Genomic DNA, 14,638 nt, shown 5'->3' with positions numbered 1-14,638 from the left:
CAGGAAGACAAGGTTCCAGCGCAGCAACCGACCAGATTGGGACGCCCCGTGACCGAACCCTTCCGCGACCCCGCCCTGAGCACCGGCGAGCGCGTCCGCGACCTCCTGGCCAGGCTCACCACCGAGGAGAAGATCGGGCTGCTGCACCAGTACCAGCGCCCCGTGGAGCGCCTGGGGGTCGGGCCGTTCCGCACCGGCACCGAGGCCCTGCACGGCCTGGCCTGGCTGGGCCCGGCCACGGTGTTCCCCCAGGCCGTCGGGCTGGCCAGCACCTGGGACCCCGCCCTGGTGCGCGAGGTCGGGGCGGCCACGGCGGCCGAGGTGCTGGCCTTCCACGCCAAGGACCCCGACGGCGCGGGCCGCAACGTCTGGGCCCCGGTCGTCAACCCGCTGCGCGACCCGCGGTGGGGCCGCAACGAGGAGGGCTACTCCGAGGACCCCTGGCTCACCGGCCTGCTGGCCACCGCGTACGCGCGCGGACTGGCGGGCGACGACCCGGACCGGCTCGCGACCGCCCCCACCCTCAAGCACTTCCTGGCCTACAACAACGAGACCGACCGCTGCACCAGCTCCAGCAACCTGCCCCCGCGCGTGCTGCGCGAGTACGAGCTGCCCGCCTTCCTCCCCGCGCTGCGCGAGGGCGCGGCGGTGGCCGTGATGCCGTCGTACAACCTGGTCAACGGCCGCCCCGCGCACCTTAGCCCGCTCATCGACAGCGAACTGCGCGCCGCGGCCCCCGACGACCTGCTGGTGGTCAGCGATGCCATGGCCCCGGGCAACCTGGTCGACCCGCAGAAGTACCACGACGACCCCGCCGCCGCCCACGCGCACGCGATCCGCGCGGGGCTGGACAGCTTCACCCAGGACGACGACCGCCCCGAGGCCACCCTGGCGCACGTCCGCGCCGCGCTGGAGCGCGGCCTGATCGACGAGGCCGACCTGGACGCCGCCGTCTCCCACGTGCTGTCCGTGCGCACCCGCCTGGGCGAGTTCGACCCCGGACCCGCCGTCGCCGCGCCCCCCGCCGACGTCGTCAACTGCCCCGCCCACCAGGCGCTGGCCCGCACCGCCGCGCGGCGCTCCCTCGTCCTGCTCAAGAACGACGGGACGCTGCCGCTGCGCGACCCGCGCCGTGTGGCCGTCATCGGCCAGCTCGGCGACACCGTCATGGAGGACTGGTACAGCGGGACGCTGCCCTACGCGGTGTCGGCCAGAGCGGGGATCTCCGAACGCGCCGAGACGGTGTTCTGCGAGGGCGTGGACCGGATCGCGCTGCGCACCGGCGAGGGGTACGTGACGGCCGGGACCCGGGGCGCGCCGCTGACCCTCACCCCCGCCCCCGGGTTCGGCCCCGTGGCCGAGTCCGCGGCGTTCGACCTGTTCGACTGGGGCGGGGCGTGCGCGCTGCGCGCGGTCGTGGACGGCCGGTACGTGTCCGAGACCGAGGACGGCCTCCTGGCCAACGACCAGCCGGGCCCCAACGGCTGGGAGGTGCGCCAGACCTTCCGGCGGCAGGAGCGCCCCGGCGGCGCGGTGGTGCTCCAGCACGTCGCCACCGGCCGCTACGTCACGGTCGGGAGCGGCGGGAGCCTGACCCTGACCCCCGACGCCGACGGCGCGGCGGTGTTCACCGTGGACGTGCTGCGCTCGGGCGCCGCCGAGGCCGCGGCCGCGGCCGCCACCGCCGAGGTGGCGGTCGTGGTCGCCGGGGACCACCCGCTCGTCAACGGCCGCGAGACCGAGGACCGCACCGACCTCGAGCTGCCCGCCGCCCAGCAGGACGTGCTGCGCGCGGTGCGCGCGGCCAACCCCGCCACGGTCCTGGTGCTCAGCAGCGGCTGCCCGTTCGGGGTGGTCTGGGCCGACGAGAACGTCCCGGCGATCCTGTGGTCCGCTCACGGCGGGCAGGAGTACGGCCGCGCGCTGGCCGAGGTGCTGTTCGGCGACGCGGACCCGGCCGGGCGGCTCACCCAGACCTGGTACCGCTCCGCCGCGGAGCTGCCCGACCTGTTCGACTACGACATCATCGCCAACGACGCCACCTACCTGTACTACCTGGGCTCGCCCCTGTACCCCTTCGGGCACGGCCTGAGCTACACCACCATGGACTACGCCGACCCCGAGGCGCGCGTCGAGGGCGACCGGGTGATCGTGGAGGCGACCGTCACCAACACCGGGGACCGGGCGGGGGAGGAGGTCGTGCAGTGCTACACGCACCAGCGCGCCTCCCGGGTCAAGCAGCCGCTGCGCAGGCTCCAGGGCTTCGCCAGGGTCGCCCTCCGGCCCGGGGAGCGCCGGCGGGTCCGCGTCGAGTTCCCGGTGTCCGCGCTGGCGGTCTGGGACGTCACCCGATCGCGTTTCGTGGTGGAGGACGCGCCCCGCAGGGCGCACCTGGGCGGCTCGGCCAGGGACCTGCGGGTGTGCGCGCCGCTCGCGGTGCCGGGCGAGACCATCCCGCCGCGCGCCCCGGCGCGCACCGGGGCCGCGGACAACGACGAGTACCACGGCGTCGTGCTGTGCGCCTCGGCCAGGGAGAGCGGCGACGCGGTGCGCTCCACCGAGGCCGCGGCGTGGGCGGCCTTCATGGACGTGGACTTCACCGGCCCCGGGCCCGCGCGCGCGGTGCTCTCGGTGAACGCCGCCCGCGCCGGATCACTCACCCTGCGCCTGGACGATCCGCTGACCGGACCCGTGGCCGCGTCCGTCCCGGTTCCGGCGGCGTCGGGCGTCTTCGACTTCACCGAGGCGGGCGCGCCGCTGGCCGGGGTCGAAGGGCGCCGCGACCTCTACGTGGTGTTCGAGGAGGCCGGGACCGCTCTGGAGTGGATCGACTTCGCCTGACCGCGAGCCGCGCGGGGCGGCCTCCGAGGAGACCGCCCCGCGCCCCTCTCACACGGGCACGCCCAGCCGCGACCCCGCCGTCTTCATGAAGCCCATCTTCTGCTGGGACGCCTTCTGCTGCTCCCCGTGCAGGGCGTTGAGCACCACCAGGGCCCCGGTCAGCGCCGGAACGGCCCACTGGGCCATCCGCAGCTTGCGCGCGGTCTCCTCCAGGGGCTCGGGGTTGTGCTCGGCGGCGGCCGCGTCGGCGGGCCGGGGGTCGGTTCCGGCCTTCTCGACCCGCTTGCCCAGGACGCGGGCGTAGGCGGTGGCGGCCAAGGCCGCGGCGGTGACGGCGGTCTTGACCGCGGTCGAGGCGCCCACCCCCTGCTGGTGCATGGTCCGGGTGCGGTTGGCGTTGAGCAGGCCGGCGCCGCCCACCAGGTGCAGGGCGATCGCGGCCGCGTTGAGCGGGGTCCACTTGTCCCAGCCGGAACTGGAGAGGCGGAGCGCCTCGGAGGTGCCCTCGGACTCCTCCTCGGCGGCTTTGTTCAGGCCGACCGCGCCCATCAGCGACCCCCCGAACCACGCGGCCAGTCCCAGGTCGTGCAGGCTCCGTACGAGGGTGTCGCGGTCCGATGCCATTGCCGTATGCGTCATAGCGCCTCCAAAAGGCGAGAGCATGATCGAGTTCGAGCGTCACCGCTACCGACGGGGACCGGTTCCAAGCGCGGAGTCAGGTATGGATTGCCTCTTCCGACGGTTTGGAGATGGTCACGTCGGTGTCGACGCCCGGGGACCACAGGACCGAGACGGGGGCGCCGGCGACGCAGAGGCCGGCGGCCGCGGTCAGGTCCTGCTCACAGGAGAGCAGCTCGGCGCGGTGCAGCGGCCACGCCCGGTGGGCGACGCGCACCCAGTGCGTGCGGCCGAGGTGGCGCGTGTGCAGGCCCCAGCGGGCGGTCAGGAAGACGTCGAGCGGGGACGGGTGCTCCAGGCGTCCGCCGGGGCGGACGCGGAAGCGGCTCCGGGCCCCCGGGCCGGGCAGCCGCCGCCGGGAGGCGTACCCCACGCGGCCGTCGCGGTCCCGGCCGACGGAGGCGTCGGACCACATGTAGGGCAGCCCGGTCAGGACCCGGGCCGCGAGCGCGTTGTGCGCCGAGTCGGCGTCGAGGGAGAGGAAGACCACGCCCTGGTTCCCCCGCTCGTCCACCGAGTACAGCCGCACGTTGAACTCGGTGAACCCCCCGGTGGGCACGGCCCCGAGCACGCGGGTGCCGGTGACCGCGAACGCCACGACCCCGACGTAGGTGACCCCGTCCAGCACGTCGGGCCGGGTGCTCGGCGGCAGCAGGGGGGCCGCGTCCGCGGGGGCGACGGGCCAGTGCAGGAAGGCCACGTCCCGCCAGCCTTGCGCCAGCAGCACGGACCGCGGCAGCGGGGGCGGGTCCAGCGGGGGGATCCGGTCCTGGTGGGTCATCGGTCTCGCTCCCTCTCCTGTGCCGGATCCTTCGGTGGCCTTGACATTAGCGCCCCCCGAAACGGACATCGCGGGGCGTTGACGTCGAGATCATCAAAGGCGGCGGCCGTGCGAACCATGGTCGAACCCCCGTGAGGCCGCGACCCGGGTGAAGACGACCCCGAATCCCATTTCGTCCCTTTCGGTGGACGCCGTGTGCGGGAAGTGATTAGCGGTAAGTGTGGGATAAAGCTGTGCACGAACCGGGACGAGTGGGCCGGAAACCCCGGATAAGCGGCCGGCCAGGGCTAACTCAGAATGACGGAAAACAGGCGTACTACGATGGCCCGGGAAGCAGCGTGGTGGAGGCGTTCGCGGGCCGTGCGGGCGTTGTAGGAGGTGACGACATCAGCGAATCAGCTCCCTCCGAGTGGCGGCCGACCGGCGGCAGCGGGGCGGTCTGGCGGCCGGCAGCGGCTGACCTGCGAAAACCGAGCCCGGCCCGCATGTACGACTATTATCTCGGCGGAAAAGACAATTTCCAGGTCGACCGCGACGCCGCGGACGAAATGCTCGGAGTGGTCCCGGAATTATTCCGGGCGGCTCGGGAGAACCGCTCATTCCTGCGCCGGGCAGTGCGCGACCTGGCTTTTTCCGGAGTTGATCAGTTCATCGATATCGGCGCGGGGTTTCCCACCCGGGAGAACGTGCACGAGACCGCCGAGGCGTACCGGCCCGGTTCGCGGGTCGTCTACGTCGACAACGATCCCGTCGTCCTGGCCCACGCCCGCGCGCTGCTGGCCCGGGAGCGCGCCGTCGCGGTCGTGCGGGCCGACGCGCGGGCCCCGGGGGAGCTGATCGACCGGGTGTGCGAGCCCGGCCTGATCGACTTCGCCCGACCGGTGGCGGTGCTGCTCGTGGCGGTGCTGCACTTCGTCGCCGACGAGGACGACCCCGCCGCCGTCATCAGGGCCTTCCGCCCCCTCATGGCGCCCGGCAGCCACCTGGTCGTCGCGCACGGGACCCGCAGCGCCGGAAGCCGGGCGGTCGAGAAGGTGACCGGCGCCTACAGCCGCGCCACCGCCTCGGTCCACCTGCGCGACCCCGAGCGGATCGAGGGCTTCTTCGACGGTTTCGACATGGTCGAGCCGGGAGCCCGGTTCCTGCCCTGGTGGCGCCCCGACCCCGAGGACGACCTGGACGCGGCCACCCGCTGGAACTTCGGCGGGGTGGGCCGGGTCCCCGAGTAGGCGCCGCTTCCCCGACGGGGGGCGCTAGGCCGCGGTGGCCGGGGGGAGGGGGAGGGCACCGGTGTCCAGGGCGTCGATCAGGGCCATGGCGCCGCCGCGCGCGGCGGCGCTCAGGCCCAGGGCCGAGGGCTCGATCCGACAGCCTCCGCCGTCGGGGGCGAAGGAGTGCGCGGCCGCCGCGGCGCGGCAGGGCGGCAGCAGCCACGGGGCCAGGGGCACGAAGTAGCCGCCCAGGACGACGGCGCTCGGGTTGAGCAGGTTGACCAGCGTCGCGACGGCCCTGCCGAGCCAGGTCCCGGCGGTGCGCAGCGCGGCCAGGGCCGCGGCGTCCCCGGCCTCCGCGCGGCGCGCGGTCTCGGCGACCAGTTCGCCCAGGCCACTGCCGCGCACCGGCCCCTCGGGCACGAGTTCGGGCACCGCCCGGCGCAGGATCGTGTCCATCCCGGCCAGCGACTCCAGGCAGCCGCGGCGTCCGCACGCGCACAACGGGCCGTTCCCGAGCAGGGGGATGTGCCCGACCTCGCCCGCGAACCCGCTGGCCCCGCGCAGCAGCTCCCCGTTCATCAGCACGCCCGCGCCGATGCCGACCTCGCCCGTCAGGTACACCAGGTCCAGGGTGCGGGCCAGGTGGCCGCCCCGGTACTCGGCGACCGCGCCCAGGTTGGCGTCGTTGTCCACCAGCAGGGGAAGTCCTTCGAGGGGGGAGCCGGCGAGCAGCGCCGTCAGCCGCTCCCGCAGGGGGAAGTCCCGCCAGCCCAGGTTGGGCGCGTTGGTGACCGTCCCGGCGGGGGCGTCGATGAGCGCGGGCACGGCCGTGCTGGCCCCGACCAGCGGGCGGTCGCGCAGCAGGGGGTCGGCGGCGACCTCCAGCAGCACCTCGCGCAGCCGCGCCGCGCACGCCTCGGGGCCCGCGGAGGAGGCGTCGAACTCCACATGCCTGCTCAACACCTCGCGTTCGAGCAGGTCGACGGCCGAGACCGCGATGTAGTCGACGTTGACCTCCAGGCCGATCGCGACCAGGGTCGAGCCGTCGATGGTCAGCAGCATGCCGGGCCGCCCCACCCGGCGCTCGGTCACCAGGCCGGTCTCGCACACCAGGCCCCGGTCGATCAGGTCCGCCACCAGACTGGACACGGTGGCCTTGGTCAGCCCGGTCGAGGCGGCCACCACCGCCCGCGAGCACGGCGCCGTCTGCCGGATCGTCCGCAGCACGATGCCCAGGTTGGCCTCCCTGATGGCCTGGAAGCCGGCCGGCCCGTCGCTCACGCCCACCATTCGGCAGTTCTCCTCCTGCTCCGCGCCCCGCGGCGCGCCCTGACCCCCTACCAGTGTGCTGGGTTCGACGACAGGGATTGACAACTAATTCGTTCAGTCATCAAACTAATGGATGTTCCGCCAACCGACCAGGGAGGGACCGCGATGCCGCTCGTCGCAGGAGTGGACTCCTCGACCCAGGCCACCAAGATCGTCGTGCGCGACGCCGAGACCGGGGAGCTGGTGCGCCAGGCCCGGGCGCCCCATCCCGACGGAACAGAGGTCGACCCCCGGGCGTGGTGGGAGGCCCTGACCGGGGCCGCCTCCGGGGGGCTGCTCGACGGGGTCTCCGCCATCGCGGTCGCCGGGCAGCAGCACGGCATGGTCGCCCTGGACGCCGAGGGCGGGGTGGTGCGCCCGGCCCTGCTGTGGAACGACACCCGCTCGGCCGCGGCGGCCGCCGACCTCACCGCCGAACTGGGCGGCCCCGCGGCCTGGAGCGAGGCCGTGGGCCTGGTCCCGGTGCCGAGCTTCACCGTCACCAAGCTGCGCTGGCTCGCCGAGCACGAGCCCGCCAACGCCGCGCGGACCGAGGGCGTCCTGCTCCCGCACGACTGGCTCACCCAGCGCCTGACCGGCGCGGACGAGGCCGTCACCGACCGCGGCGACGCCTCGGGGACCGGCTACTACGACCCCGCCGCCGACCGCTACCGGACCGACCTGCTCACCCTCGCCTTCGGCCGCGCCCCGCGCACGCCCCGCGTGGCCGCCCCCGCCGAGACCGTCGGCGCGGTCCGCGCGCGCGGCCTGCCCCCGATCGACGTGGTGGCGCCCGGGACGGGCGACAACATGGCCGCGGCCCTGGGCCTGGGCGCGGGCCCGGGTGACGTCGTGGTGTCCGTCGGCACCTCGGGCACCGCCTTCGCCGTCGCCGACGCGCCCACCTCCGACGCGACCGGGACCGTCGCGGGCTTCGCCGACGCCACCGGCCGCTACCTGCCGCTGGTGTGCACCCTGAACGCGGCCCGGGTCCTGAACGCCGGGGCCGCCGCGCTCGGCGTCGACCTCGCCGCCTTCGACCGGTTGGCGCTGGCCGCCGAGCCCGGCGCCGGCGGCCTGTCCCTCCTGCCCTACCTCGACGGCGAGCGCACCCCCGACCGCCCCGACGCCACCGGCCGCCTGGACGGCCTCACCCGCGCCAACCTGCGACCCGAGACGATGGCGCGCGCCTTCGTCGAGGGCGTGCTGTGCGGACTGGCCGACGCCGTGGACGCCCTCACCGGCAACGGGGTCCCGGTGCGCCGGGTGCTCCTGATCGGCGGCGGCGCCCGCTCGGCCGCCGTGCGCGACATCGCCCCGAGGATCCTGGGGCGCCCCGTCACGGTCCCGGCGGAGAGCGAGTACGTCGCCGACGGAGCGGCCCGCCAGGCCGCCTGGGCGCTGGCCGGAACCGCCGAGCCGCCCGTCTGGCGGGCCTCCGCCGACACCGCGGTGTTCGAGGCCGACCCGACCCCGCGTGTGCGCGAACGCTACGCGGCCGTCCGGGACGGACACTGACCACACAGCGGACCGACCAGCGAGAAACGAAAGAGGAGACCGCGATGAACGACTACCAGCCCGTCCCCGGGGACCGGTTCAGCTTCGGGCTGTGGACCGTGGGGTGGCGCGGCCACAACACCTTCGGCGAAGCCGTGCGCCCGGCCCTCGACCCCGTCGAGGCGGTCCACCGCCTGGGCGAGCTGGGCGCGCACGGCGTGACCTTCCACGACGACGACCTCGTCCCCCCGGGCAGCGACGCGGCCACCCGCGACGCGATCGTCAAGCGCTTCACCGGCGCGCTGGCCGAGACCGGCGTGACCGTGCCCATGGTGACCACCAACCTGTTCAGCCACCCGGTGTTCCGGGACGGCGGCTTCACCTCCAACAGCCGCGACGTGCGCCGGTACGCCGTCCGCAAGGTGCTGCGCAACATCGACCTGGCCGCCGAACTGGGCGCGCGCACCTACGTGTGCTGGGGCGGAATGGACGGGGCCGAGACCGAGGCGGGAAAGGACGACGCCGCCGCGCTGGACCGGCTGCGCGAGGCGTTCGACATCCTGTGCGGCTACGTCCGCGACCGCGGCTACGACCTGCGGTTCGCCATCGAGCCCAAGCCCAACGAGCCGCGCGGCGACGTGCTGCTGCCCACCGTCGGGCACGCGCTGGCCTTCATCGACGAGCTGGAGCATCCCGAGATGGTCGGGGTGAACCCCGAGGTCGGCCACGAGCAGATGGCAGGGCTGAACTTCGCGCACGGCGTCGCCCAGGCCCTGTGGCACGGCAAGCTCTTCCACATCGACCTCAACGGCCAGCGCGGCATCAAGTACGACCAGGACCTGCGCTTCGGCGCGGGCGACCTCAAGGAGGCGTTCTTCCTGGTCGACCTGTTGGAGAGCAGCGGGTACGACGGGTCGCTGCACTTCGACTTCAAGACCCCCCGCACCGAGGACATGAGCGGGGTGTGGGAGTCCGCGCGCGGCTGCATGCGCAACTACCTGATCCTCAAGGCCAAGGCGGCGGCGTTCCGCGCCGACCCCGAGGTGCGCGAGGCCGTCGAGGCGGCGCGCGTGGCGGAGCTCTCGCTGCCCACGCTCGCCGACGGGGAGACGCTGGACGACCTGCTCGCCGAGGAGATCGACCTGGAGGCGGCGGGCGAGCGCGGCTACCACTTCGAGCGCCTCGACCAGCTCGCCCTGGAGCACCTCATGGGCGTGCGCTGATCTGGAGCGGTGGTCCCGGCCCCATCCCCCGGGGCCGCTGCTCCGCTCCCCCCGTTGGTCGCGGCCTTTCCGGGGCCTCGGCCGCCTCCGAGGCCCCGGAAAGGCCGTGACCAACGGGGAGGCCACCACGAACGCGGGACGCTAGGGCTCCCGGTAGGCCGCCGTGGAGCCGCGGACGACGAGGCGGGGCTCGAACAGGAGGCGTTCGTACCGGTGGCCGCCGGGGTCGTCGAGCTCGGCGGCGAGCAGGCGCATCGCGGCGCGGCCGATCTCGTACTTGGGCTGGGCGACCGTGGTCAGGCCGGGATGCACCAGCGCCGCGACGTCGATGTCGTCGTAGCCGACCACCGACAGGTCCGCGGGCGCGCCGAGTCCCCGCTCGCCCAGCCCCTTGAGCAGTCCCAGGGCGAGCTGGTCGTTGGCGCAGAACACCGCCTGGGGACGCCTGCGCGGCCCGCCCGCCAGGACCTCCTCCGCGGCCTTGTCGCCGGAGGCGGCGGTCAGCGAGCCGGTCTCGATCACCCGGACCCCGTTCTCGGAGTCGAAACCGTTCTCGTCGAGGGCCGCGCGCAGCCCGGCCAGGCGGACGCGGCACTGCTCCAGGCTCAGCGGGCCGCTCAGGAAGGTGATCCGCTCGTGGCCGAGGCTGATCAGGTGCCGTCCCGCGGCCAGGCCGCCCGCGTGGTTGTCCACGTACACGCTGCTGCCCACGTCGGCGCCGACGTCACCGCGGTCCAGCACCACCCAGGGGATGCCGCGCTCGCGCAGCCACAGCAGGTCGGTCACGTCGTCGTCCACCGGCATGACCACGGCCCCCGCCGCGCGCTGTTCGGCGAGCAGGCGCAGCGACCGGCGCTGGCGCTCGGGGTCCTCCGAGGAGTTCAGCAGCATCACGGTGCGCCCGGCCTCGGCGGCCTGGTCCTCGACGCCCTGGGCGACCATCGTGAAGAACGGATTGGTCACGTCCAGCACGAGCAGGCCCACCGAGTCGCTGCGGCCCGCGCGCAGGCTGCGCCCCGAGGAGTTGCGGACGTAGTCGAGCTCCCGGATGGCCTCCTCGACCCGCAGCCGGGTGGCCTCGGCCACGCGCTCGGGGCGGTTCAGCACGTTGGACACGGTCCCCGGGGACACGCCCGCCCGGGCGGCGACGTCGTTGATCCCGACGTTGCGGGCGGTGTTGGCGGGCGGTGGCAAGGCGCGGTCTCCGAACACGTGAAGAGGCAACGGTTTCCGGTCATCGTCACAGCTTGATTGAAACGTGTCAATAGCGATGCGTGACATCGGCCGCCGCGCGTCGTTGTCCAAGGGACTGTGAAGCAATGTTAACGGCCGGGGGCTGTCGACGGCGGCGGCGTCACATTTTGTTAATACCTGGGACATTCCCTCTTGACGTGGTCCTGTGGTCCATCTAACGTCCTCCTCAATTGAAACGTTTTTTGTCGCCGTGTCCTGCGGTGACCCGACCCGATGTCAAGGAGGGCGCCGTGGCCCAGCAGCCTCCGCCGGTACCTCCCCCGCTCGCGCTCGTCGACGCGGCCAAGTCCTTCGGAAGCGTCAAAGCGCTCCAAGGGGTGTCGCTGACGCTGCGCGCGGGTGAGATCCACGCGCTGTGCGGGGAGAATGGAGCAGGCAAGTCCACCCTGGTCAAGATGATCGCCGGGGTGCACCAGCCCGACGAGGGCCGCATCGAGGTCGACGGTGAGCCCGCCGTCTTCGCCCGGCCCGCCGACGCCCAGCGGGCCGGGGTGGCCGTCATCTACCAGGAGCCCACGCTGTTCCCCGACCTGTCGGTCGCGGAGAACATCTTCATGGGCCGCCAGCCGCTGGCCAGGGGACGCCGCATCGACAAGGCGGCCATGCACGCCGCCTCCGACGCGCTGTTCGCCCGGCTCGGCGTGCGCATCGACCCGGCCCGCCCCGCCAAGGGCCTGTCGATCGCCGACCAGCAGCTCATCGAGATCGCCAAGGCCCTGTCGCTGCAGGCGCGGGTGCTGGTCATGGACGAGCCCACCGCCGCGCTGTCCGGCGTCGAGGTGGAGCGGCTGTTCACGGTGGCGCGCTCGCTGCGCGACTCCGGCTCGGCCATCCTGTTCATCTCGCACCGCTTCGACGAGGTGTTCTCGCTGTGCGACCGCGTCACCGTGATGCGCGACGGCAGGTACATCTCCACCGACCCCATCGGCGAGCTCACCGTGGACGCGGTCGTGCGCAAGATGGTCGGCCGCGACATCGCCGCGCTGTTCCCCAAGCAGGACACCGAGCCCGGTGACACGGTCCTGGAGGTCCGGGGCCTCACCCGCGCCGGCGTCTTCTCGGACGTGGACCTCACCGTCCGCGCCGGCGAGATCGTGGCGCTGGCCGGGCTCGTGGGGGCCGGACGCAGCGAGGTGATGCGCGCGGTCTTCGGTGTCGACCGCTACGACTCCGGCACCGTGAGCGTCAACGGCCGCGCCCTGCCCAAGGCCTCGCCCGCGGCGGCCATGGCAGCGGGCGTGGCGCTGGTCCCCGAGGACCGCCGCCAGCAGGGCCTGGTCATGGAGCTGTCGGTGGAGCGCAACGCCACCCTGACCCGGCGCTGGCCGCTGAGCCGGTTCGGACTGCTGCGCTCCTCCGCCGAGGAGGGAACCGCCCGCGAGTGGGCCGAGCGCCTCCAGGTCAAGGCCGGGCGGCTCACCGACGCGGTCTCCACCCTGTCGGGCGGCAACCAGCAGAAGGTCGTGCTGGCCAAGTGGCTGGCCACCGGCCCCAAGGTGCTCATCGTGGACGAGCCCACCCGCGGCATCGACGTGGGCACCAAGTCCGAGGTGCACCGCCTGCTGTCCGAACTCGCGGGCCAGGGCCTGGCGGTCGTCATGGTCTCCAGCGAGCTCCCCGAGGTCCTGGGCATGGCCGACCGCGTGCTGGTCATGCACGAGGGCCGGATCAGCGCCGAGCTCTCCCGAGACGAAGCCACCGAGGAGTCCGTCATGTACGCGGCCACCGGGCAGCGGGGTGAGGCGGCGTGAGCACCCCCACCACCGCGCCGTCCCCCCAGGTGCAGGAGCACGGCGGCGGCGACGCCAAGGCCGGGCGCCGGCTGCGCCAGGTCCGGGAGGTCGGCATCCTGCTGGCCCTGGTCCTGCTGATCGTCGTCACCACGGTCGTCAACCCCAACTTCCTGTCCGCGCAGAGCCTGCGCGACCTGCTGCTGGGCGCGACCCTGCTGACCATCCTGGCCGTCGGCCAGACCCTGGTCATCGTCACCCGCAGCGTCGACCTGTCCGTGGGCTCCATCCTGGGCCTGACCGCGTTCGCGGTGGGCAGCCTGTTCATCGCCTTCCCGAACCTGCCCATCCCCGTGGTGGCCGTGGCCGGGGTGCTGATCGGAGCGGTGTGCGGCGCGGTCAACGGCGCGCTCGTGGCCGCGGCCCGGGTCCCCGCGCTCGTGGTCACCCTGGGCACGCTGTACGTCTTCCGCGGCGTGGACCACTGGCTGGCCGGGGGGCGGCAGATCAACGCCGCCGACATGCCCGGCCCGTTCCTGGCGCTGGGCCGCGCCACGGTCCTCGGGATCCCGGTGCTCGCCCTGGTCGCGGTCGTGGTCGTGGCGGCGGTCGGCTGGTACCTGTCCTCCTACCGCAGCGGCCGCGAACTGTACGCCATCGGCTCCGAACCCGCCGCCGCGCGGCTGTCCGGCATCTCGGTGGACCGCAGGATCTTCGCCGCCTTCGTCGCCAACGGCGCCCTGGCGGGCCTGGCCGGGGTGCTCTACGCGGCGCGCTTCGGCACCCTGGACGCCACCGTCGGCACCGGCCTGGAACTGCAGGTGGTGGCCGCGGCCGTCGTCGGCGGCGTGGCGATCTTCGGCGGCAGCGGCACCGTGCTCGGCGCGGCGCTGGGCGCGGTCCTGCTCACCACCATCGGTTCGGCGCTGCCGATCCTGCGGGTCGACGGCTTCTGGCAGCAGGCCGTGGTCGGCCTGCTCATTCTGATCGCGATCGGTATGGACCGGCTCCTCGCCGTGCGCGCCGAACGCCGACTTCGAGGAGGTGAATCCCGTGGCGCCTGAGTCGACATCGCCGCTGCGCCGGCTGCTGGCCACCCGGGAGGCGTCCGTTGTGGGCGCGCTGATCGTGACCGTGATCGCGGCGTCCTTCTGGATCGAGGGGTTCGCCACCGGGCGCAACACCGGTTTCCTGATCCTGGACATCGCCGCGATCGCGCTCATCGCGCTGCCCATGACGCTCATCGTCATCACCGGGGAGATCGACCTTTCGGTGGCCAGCACGCTGGGCCTGACCAGCGCCGTCATGGGCCAGCTGTGGGTGATGGGCCTGCCGCTGGAGACCATCGTGCCGCTGTGCGTCGTCCTGGGCGCGGTCCTGGGCGCGGTCAACGGCCTGCTGGTGACCGTGGCGGGGCTGCCCTCGCTCGCGGTGACCATCGGCACCATGGCGCTGTACCGGGGCCTGGCCTACGTGGTGCTGGGCGACCGCGCCGTCGCGGACTTCCCGTTCTCCTGGACCGGCGGCGCCACCGCGCGGATCGGCGAGACCCAGATCCCGTGGGTCGTGCTGCTCGTCATCGGGCTCGCCGTGGTCTTCGGCGTGGTGTTGCACGCCACCCCGGTCGGCCGCGCGCTGTACGCCATCGGCAACAACGACGAGGCCGCGCGCTTCTCGGGCATCTCGGTGCGCATGACCAAGCTGTGGCTGTTCGTCGCCTCCGGCGCGGTCTCGGCCGTCGCCGGGGTGTTCTGGACGCTGCAGTACTCCAGCGCCCGGGCCGACAACGCCGCGGGCCTGGAGCTGTCCGTGGTGGCCGCGGTCCTGCTCGGCGGCGTCTCGATCTTCGGCGGCAGCGGCGCGCTGGCCGGGGTGATCGGCGGCGTCCTGCTGCTGGGCACCATCCGCAACGCCCTGCAGCTCGCCGACGTCTCCTCCGACACCCTCTCCATCGTGACCGGTCTGCTGCTGGTCATCTCGGTGGTCGCCCCCAACGTCGTGACCCGGCTCAAGGAGCGCCGCCGGGCGACGGCCCCGCCACCCGACAGGGCCGCCGCCGACAGTTCCCCGTCAAGTTCCCCGACAGTCCCCGCACCAAGCAAGAGGTGACCT

11 protein-coding genes are annotated in these 14,638 nt (G+C 73.6%); 7 read left to right on the top strand and 4 right to left on the bottom strand.

Going from position 1 to position 14,638, the window contains the following annotated elements:
* Window positions 1–48: 48 nt before the first annotated feature.
* Window positions 49–2,841: a glycoside hydrolase family 3 protein gene (locus tag EV190_RS15335; protein ID WP_133742245.1), complete on the top strand. Its 2,793-nt coding sequence runs from the start codon at window positions 49–51 to the stop codon at window positions 2,839–2,841.
* A 48-nt stretch (window positions 2,842–2,889) separates the two neighbouring features.
* Here the strand turns inward: EV190_RS15335 and EV190_RS15330 are convergent, their stop codons facing one another.
* Both EV190_RS15330 and EV190_RS15325 read right to left on the bottom strand, forming a co-directional pair.
* On the bottom strand, window positions 2,890–3,480 hold the full coding sequence (locus EV190_RS15330) for a hypothetical protein (protein ID WP_133742244.1): 591 nt from the start codon (window positions 3,478–3,480) through the stop codon (window positions 2,890–2,892).
* Between the two features lie 76 nt (window positions 3,481–3,556).
* On the bottom strand, window positions 3,557–4,300 hold the full coding sequence (locus EV190_RS15325) for a YqjF family protein (protein WP_133742243.1): 744 nt from the start codon (window positions 4,298–4,300) through the stop codon (window positions 3,557–3,559).
* Between the two features lie 485 nt (window positions 4,301–4,785).
* On the opposite strand from EV190_RS15325, the gene EV190_RS15320 reads away from it, so the two are divergent.
* The gene (locus tag EV190_RS15320; protein WP_133742242.1) at window positions 4,786–5,529 is read left to right on the top strand and encodes an SAM-dependent methyltransferase; all 744 of its coding nucleotides are present in this window, start codon (window positions 4,786–4,788) and stop codon (window positions 5,527–5,529) included.
* Between the two features lie 24 nt (window positions 5,530–5,553).
* Here EV190_RS15320 and EV190_RS15315 read toward each other — a convergent pair whose 3' ends face one another.
* Window positions 5,554–6,804, bottom strand: coding sequence for an ROK family transcriptional regulator (locus tag EV190_RS15315; protein ID WP_133742241.1), 1,251 nt, complete (start codon window positions 6,802–6,804; stop codon window positions 5,554–5,556).
* A 144-nt stretch (window positions 6,805–6,948) separates the two neighbouring features.
* On the opposite strand from EV190_RS15315, the gene xylB reads away from it, so the two are divergent.
* A complete protein-coding gene (xylB, locus tag EV190_RS15310) occupies window positions 6,949–8,340 on the top strand; it encodes a xylulokinase (RefSeq protein WP_133742240.1) in 1,392 nt (463 codons plus the stop codon).
* Window positions 8,341–8,384: 44 nt separating this feature from the next.
* Window positions 8,385–9,542 carry a xylose isomerase gene (gene xylA, locus EV190_RS15305; RefSeq protein WP_133742239.1) on the top strand — a complete coding sequence of 386 codons (1,158 nt, stop codon included), beginning with the start codon at window positions 8,385–8,387 and terminating at the stop codon, window positions 9,540–9,542.
* Window positions 9,543–9,683: 141 nt separating this feature from the next.
* On the opposite strand, the gene EV190_RS15300 is transcribed toward xylA, so the two are convergent.
* Window positions 9,684–10,754, bottom strand: coding sequence for a LacI family DNA-binding transcriptional regulator (locus EV190_RS15300; protein WP_394345534.1), 1,071 nt, complete (start codon window positions 10,752–10,754; stop codon window positions 9,684–9,686).
* 272 nt (window positions 10,755–11,026) lie between these two features.
* Here EV190_RS15300 and EV190_RS15295 point away from each other — a divergent pair, with 272 nt between their 5' ends.
* The 3 genes from EV190_RS15295 to EV190_RS15285 are packed head-to-tail and all read left to right on the top strand — an operon-like array spanning window position 11,027 to window position 14,635.
* A complete protein-coding gene (locus EV190_RS15295) occupies window positions 11,027–12,547 on the top strand; it encodes a sugar ABC transporter ATP-binding protein (RefSeq protein WP_133742237.1) in 1,521 nt (506 codons plus the stop codon).
* Window positions 12,544–13,590 (top strand): ABC transporter permease, encoded by a 1,047-nt coding sequence (locus EV190_RS15290; protein WP_166655468.1) that lies wholly within the window; start codon window positions 12,544–12,546, stop codon window positions 13,588–13,590. The genes EV190_RS15295 and EV190_RS15290 overlap by 4 nt, the downstream gene beginning before the upstream one ends.
* Window positions 13,580–14,635 carry an ABC transporter permease gene (locus tag EV190_RS15285; RefSeq protein ID WP_133742236.1) on the top strand — a complete coding sequence of 352 codons (1,056 nt, stop codon included), beginning with the start codon at window positions 13,580–13,582 and terminating at the stop codon, window positions 14,633–14,635. The genes EV190_RS15290 and EV190_RS15285 overlap by 11 nt, the downstream gene beginning before the upstream one ends.
* The last annotated feature ends 3 nt before the right edge of the window (window positions 14,636–14,638 follow it).

Source organism: Actinorugispora endophytica (assembly GCF_004363075.1).
GTDB lineage: Bacteria > Actinomycetota > Actinomycetes > Streptosporangiales > Streptosporangiaceae > Actinorugispora > Actinorugispora endophytica.
Note: the sequence above shows the minus strand (reverse complement) of the source record. Positions and strands in the feature narration are given on the sequence as shown.